At 65.1% G+C, this 5,715-nt stretch carries 6 protein-coding genes; 2 read left to right on the top strand and 4 right to left on the bottom strand.

Features of this window, described 5'->3' with window-relative positions:
* Together AB7F41_RS17025 and AB7F41_RS17020 are read right to left on the bottom strand one after the other, a co-directional pair.
* A partial coding sequence (locus AB7F41_RS17025; protein ID WP_428406716.1) for an FHA domain-containing protein occupies positions 1 to 1,356 on the bottom strand: 1,356 nt, incomplete at its 3' end.
* Positions 1,357 to 1,666: 310 nt separating this feature from the next.
* A complete protein-coding gene (locus AB7F41_RS17020) occupies positions 1,667 to 3,244 on the bottom strand; it encodes a 2-isopropylmalate synthase (protein ID WP_428382149.1) in 1,578 nt (525 codons plus the stop codon).
* A 456-nt stretch (positions 3,245 to 3,700) separates the two neighbouring features.
* Between AB7F41_RS17020 and AB7F41_RS17015 the strand changes: the two genes are divergently transcribed.
* Both AB7F41_RS17015 and ppa read left to right on the top strand, forming a co-directional pair.
* Positions 3,701 to 4,222, top strand: coding sequence for an N-acetyltransferase family protein (locus AB7F41_RS17015; protein WP_428382147.1), 522 nt, complete (start codon positions 3,701 to 3,703; stop codon positions 4,220 to 4,222).
* A 159-nt stretch (positions 4,223 to 4,381) separates the two neighbouring features.
* Positions 4,382 to 4,921, top strand: coding sequence for an inorganic diphosphatase (gene ppa, locus AB7F41_RS17010; protein ID WP_428382145.1), 540 nt, complete (start codon positions 4,382 to 4,384; stop codon positions 4,919 to 4,921).
* Here ppa and AB7F41_RS17005 read toward each other — a convergent pair.
* The gene (locus AB7F41_RS17005) at positions 4,918 to 5,280 is read right to left on the bottom strand and encodes a DUF1636 family protein (RefSeq protein WP_428382143.1); all 363 of its coding nucleotides are present in this window, start codon (positions 5,278 to 5,280) and stop codon (positions 4,918 to 4,920) included. The genes ppa and AB7F41_RS17005 overlap by 4 nt on opposite strands.
* An 82-nt stretch (positions 5,281 to 5,362) precedes the next feature.
* Positions 5,363 to 5,715, bottom strand: a 353-nt coding sequence (locus AB7F41_RS17000; protein ID WP_428406715.1) for a hypothetical protein, incomplete at its 5' end; no start/stop codon positions are given.

Genomic DNA, 5,715 nt, shown 5'->3' with positions numbered 1-5,715 from the left:
ATTGGCGTTCACGCCGAGCCGGCTGCCGTGGAACTTCACCTCCAAGACTTCGTTGCGTCCGACGAAAGACGCTTTGTTGTAGGAGTTCGGGTCGGGCGTATTGCCGGCGAGCGCGGTCGTGGGATCGTCCGTCTTGAAGATGTAGCCGCCGGATTCGGGGATCCAGTGGAACACGTCGGAGTAGGTCGAATCATAGAGATCGATGACCTTCGGCTCCTTGATTTTCGCCCTCCGCTTTTTTCCCGAGGTGACGACGACGTAATCGTAGAGAATGCCTTCTCGGCCGCCTTCGGCGCCGTAGCCGACCTGCCAGCCGGCGCCGACATGTTTGTTGGTGAGAATGTAGCCCTGCTCGCTGATGACGAAGCCGCTGCCGGTGCCGCCGCCGCCGACCATCAGATTGGTGATGTGGTCGTCCTCGAGCGTCAGCCAGCGCACGATGCCGAGATTGTTGGGCAGCTGTACATAGGCGGGATAGCGACGGCCTTTGTAATCGACGGTCTTGTGCTGGATGGGCCGTCCGGTCTGCTTGTCGTAGAGGCGCCACATCATGCCGACCTGAACGGTCGCCTTGGCGAATTTGTCGTAAATTTCGCGCGGCTTCATGCCGATCTTGCGATCGACGTCGTCCGGGATGCGCGACAGTCGTTCGTCCGTCTCGGTTTGGGCGAGCTTGTCTTCGGCGTCTCTGCGCTCGAACTCGCGATGCTGGACAAAATAGAGCGCCGCGCCACCGAGCACGAAGAAGGCGACCACTGCGGCGATGACGCCGGTCGCGGTCCGATTGGCTTTGCCGCGCTCTTCGCCGATCAATCGCTGCACGGTTTCCTGGCCGATCCCGACCTTCTTCGGCGCGCCGGCGTCGGCGCCGGATCCTGTCGCCGCGCCGGCGCCCGTCGCGGCGGCGCTGACCGCGGACGAGGCGGCGACTTCCGCGGTCTTGATGACGCGGGTGGCGGCGGTGTCGCCGATCCCGATCACCTGCGTCCTGGCGGCGAAATTCGCCGGCCGCGGCTGCACGTCGAAGGCGAATTTCGGACCCTTGGCGCCAAGTTCGATCGTGTCTTCGGGAAGGAGTTCGACCTCCCCGGTCACCCGCTCGCCGTTGAGGAAGGTGCCATTGCTGCTGCCGGCGTCCGAGAGCTTGAAGGAGATCGTGTCGCCTTCGCCGATCATGCGGATGACGGCGTGTTTGCGGCTGACGACGCTGTCGCCGACGGGATCGAAGGCGATTTTCGACGCCGGATCGCGGCCGATCGTGAATTCGCGCGCCTCGCCAACCGGCAATTGTTCGATCTGATTGGCTTTGGAGCCCGACAGATGTCGAATGATGATACGCTCAACCGGAGTCGTCATTGCAGCCCCCTGCGCCAAAGCGCGCTCGTCCGCGCCCGTTTGAAACGCGCGAATTCCCCCAATTTCGAAGATAAACCCGACTTTCCGCAGGTGGCAAGGCGCGCGGCGGGCCGGCGTCGCAGGCGCGTCTCGCGGGCGCAGCGATCATGCGCCGCGCCATTCGTGACGCTCGGCGATTTCTTCAAAGATATCTTGAAGGTAGCGTCACATGTGCGCCGGGTCAGTTCAGCGGGCGCGGACGCGGGCCTGTATAAAAAATCCCGCCGGGTTCAGCCGGCGGGATTGCATCGTCAAACTAACTTGTGAGGCGCTAGATCGCCTGCATCGCCTCGGGCTTGCTGCGGGCGCGCTTCGCCATCAGCCGATTCAGCGCCGAGACATAGGCGCGCGCCGAGGCGACGAGCGTGTCCGGATCGGCGCCGCGGCCGGTCACCGACTTGCCGTTTTCGCTCAAGCGCACCGAGACCTCCGCCTGCGCGTCGGTGCCTTCGGTGACGGCGTGCACCTGGAAGAGCTCCAGAGTCGCGTCATGCGGCGCGAGCGCCTTAATGGCGTTGAAGATCGCGTCGACGGGCCCGTTGCCGGTCGCCTGATGGGTCAGCTTCTGGCCGTCGATGTCGAGCGTGAGGGCCGCCGACTGCGGGCCGTGGGTGCCGGCCATCACCATCAGCGCCTCGACCTTGATATGATCATGCGCATTGACGATCTCGTCGTCGACCAGCGCGACCAGATCCTCGTCGTAGACGAATTTCTTGCGGTCGGCCAAATCCTTGAAGCGGTTGAAGGCGTCCTGCAGCGCGTTCTCGCCGAGATCGTAGCCCAGCTCCTTCAGCTTCTCGCGGAAGGCGTGACGGCCGGAATGCTTGCCCATGACGAGCGACGTCTTGGAGACGCCGACGCTTTCCGGCGTCATGATCTCGTATGTGTGCGCATTCTTGAGCATGCCGTCCTGGTGGATGCCGCTCTCATGCGCGAAAGCGTTCCGCCCGACGATCGCCTTGTTGTACTGGACCGGGAAGGACGTCACCGCCGACACGAGCTTCGACGCGCGCGTCAGCAGTTTGGCGTCGATGTTCGTGTAGAAGGGCAGCGCGTCGGCCCGCGTCTTCATCGACATCACGACTTCTTCGAGCGCGGCGTTGCCGGCGCGCTCGCCAATGCCGTTGATCGTGCATTCCACCTGCCGCGCGCCGCCGCGCACGCCGGCGAGCGAATTGGCGACCGCCAATCCCAGATCGTCGTGACAGTGGACGGAGAAGATCGCCTTGTCGGAATTGGGCACCCGCTCGCGCACCGTGCGGAACAGCTGCTCATATTCCGCCGGCGTGATGTAGCCGACGGTGTCGGGAATGTTGATCGTGGTCGCGCCGGCCTTGATCGCGGCCTCGACGCAGCGGCAGAGAAAATCGAGCTCCGTGCGCGTGCCGTCCTCGGCCGACCACTCGACGTCGCCGATGTGATTGCGCGCGCGCGTCACCGAGGCCGAGACCATCTCCAGCACGCGCTCCGGCTCCATCTGGAGCTTGTATTTCATATGCACGGGCGAGGTGGAGATGAAGGTGTGGATGCGCGGACGTTTCGCGTCGCGCAGCGCTTCGGCGCAGCGGTCGATGTCCTTTTCGGACGCGCGCGCCAGTCCGGCGACGGAGGCGTTCTTCACGCGCCGCGCCACCTCGCTGACGCTCTCGAAGTCGCCGGGGCTGGCGATCGGAAAGCCGGCCTCGATGATGTCGACGCCTAATTGATCCAGGAGATCCGCGACCTCCAGTTTCTCCTCGAGCGTCATGGAGGCGCCGGGCGACTGCTCGCCGTCGCGCAGGGTGGTGTCGAAGATTAAGACGCGACCATCGTTATCTGCGACGGCGCCGGGCTGTGACGTGTTGCTCATCGGTTTTGAAATCCTGCTGTGCCGCGCCCCCTCGGGGGCTCTTGTCGTGACTGCGTGACATGTCCCCTGAAAGCCTGGGCGCGAGCCCTTCGGGCGCTCAGGGGCGACTAAGCAGCAGCAGGCCGAGAAGCGGCAAGGGACGCGGCCGAGCGAATGCGCGCGCGCGCGTCGGCGTCGCATCGAAATTCGCAAAGGCGGTTGCGTGGGGCAACGATCTCGTCCGTTCCGGCGGCGCTTGGCCGCAAACGGCGAGGAGGATAGCGCAAGAGCGCCCTCTCTCGCAAGCGCCGCGTCGTCGCCGGGACGCCGGACGCCTCCGCGCGCGCCAAGAGCGTTGCGGCCGGCGTTGCGGCCGGATTTGCGCGCTCCGCGTGCGCTTCCCTGCGACGATTAATTTTACGCCTGAAACGCTTGGGGCTCTTGCCGAAACGAACCGATGGGACCTAACATCAACGCATGGTCAAGACCGCATTCTCGATCCGTCATGCACGTCCGGGAGACGCCGAGCAGATCACGCGCGTTCACGACGCTTCGTGGCGCTACGCCTATCGCGGCGTCATCCCCGGCGCCGAGCTGGAGCGGATGGTCGCCCGCCGCGGTCCCAGCTGGTGGCATTCGGCGATCGTGCGCGGCACCGGTCTTCTTGTGCTCGACTTCGACGACGATATCGTCGGCTACTCGACCTATGGACGAAACCGCGTGCCGTCGATGCCCTATTCCGGCGAGATCTTCGAGATCTATCTGGCGCCTGAACAGCAAGGGCTGGGCTTGGGCCGCCGGCTGTTCAACGCCACGCGGCGCGAACTCGCCGAGCACGGCTATCTTTCCACCATCGTCTGGGCGCTCGCCGACAATGAGAAGGCGCTCGCCTTCTATCGCAGCCTCGGCGGACAGACGATCCGCCGCGCCGAGGAGCGGTTCGGCGCCGACATGCTGACGCGCGTCGCCTTCGGGTTCGTTTCGGCGCCGGTGCGGTAATTTTTTTCACGAAACAAACGCAAAGCAGTTGCAGTAGGATGTCGACCGCGCAACGCCGCGCGCCCTCGGCCGGGCGCACAGGCGTGCGTTTCCCTCTGGCACAATCGAACGATGCGCTGGCGGTCGTCGCCGCGCGATCTCTCTCATCGGAGCATTTGAATGCGTCTCGACGCCATTCCGATCGGCGCGAACCCGCCTCACGAAGTCAATGTCGTCGTCGAAGTGCCGCTTGGCGGCGAGCCGATCAAATATGAGCTCGACAAGGCCTCGGGCACGCTGTTCGTCGATCGGTTCCTCTATACGGCGATGCGCTACCCCGGCAATTACGGCTTCATTCCGCATACGCTTTCCGACGACGGCGACCCCTGCGACGTGCTCGTCGCCAATACCCGTCCCGTGGCGCCCGGCGCCGTGATCGCGGTGCGGCCGATCGGCGTATTGCGCATGACCGACGAGGCCGGCGGCGATGAAAAGATCGTGGCGGTGCCCTCCGCCCGGCTCACGCAACGCTATGTCGACGTGAAGGATTACACCGACCTCCAGGAAATGACCTGGCGTCGGATCGAGCATTTCTTCCTGCATTATAAGGACCTCGAGCCCGGGAAATGGGCTAAGGTCGCGGGTTGGGGAGACGCGGCGGCCGCCCGCGCGCTGATCTCCGAGGCGATCGCGCGGGCCGACGCCGGCAAATCGCCCTAAGGCAGCGGCGGCGTGCGCGACACCACGCCCTTCTTGAAGCAGTCAGGCCTGTCCTTCCACGCGACGACGCCATTGTCCGTCGCGGCGAAGCTCTGCGCCGAATCGATCACATCGTCGAGATGGAGGCCGCCGTCGAGGTCGCCGATCACATAGGTCCATTTGCCGGCGCCGGCGAAGGCGACGGTCGCCGGGCGCTTGCACACCGCGAGGCATTCGACGGGTTCGACCGCAATATCGATCTTGCGCTCGCCAAGCCGCGCGCGCAGCGCCTCCAACAACGCCGCGCCCGGGCGGAGGTGGGCGTCGTCGCCATCGCGACACGAAACGCAAACGAAGACCGTGACGCCCGGCGCAGCCATGTTTCCTCCTGTCCCTGGACGCGCCTTCTCGACCAAAGCCGCGCCAAAGACAAGCGCCGCCGCCGGAGTCACGGATCAAGCGTCAGGGGTTATAGGCGCAGCGCGCGCCGCCGCCGGCTTTTTCCGCCACCTCATCGGCGTCGACGATGCAGTCGAGGGCGGTGACCGACGCATGCGAGGCGCCGGCGGCGCCTTCCGGGACGACGCCATTCTCGATCAAGGTCGCATAGAGTTCATGCGCCTTGCGGCCGTGCAGCTCCACTTTCTTGGCGCCGAAGGTCAATTCGCAGGCGCGCGACGTGATGTCGTCGTTGCCGGCGCGGCAGTCGATCGCGTCGGCCTTGATCGCGATGCGCAGATCCTTCGCATGCGGCGCGTCGGCGCGACCGCCGAAATAGGCGGCGAGAAGCTTCTTGTTGGCGGGACTCGTTTGCG

The organism is Methylocystis sp., from assembly GCF_050251305.1.
GTDB lineage: Bacteria > Pseudomonadota > Alphaproteobacteria > Rhizobiales > Beijerinckiaceae > Methylocystis.
The sequence above is the reverse complement of the archived record's forward strand: the minus strand, read 5'-3'. Positions and strand labels throughout refer to the sequence as shown.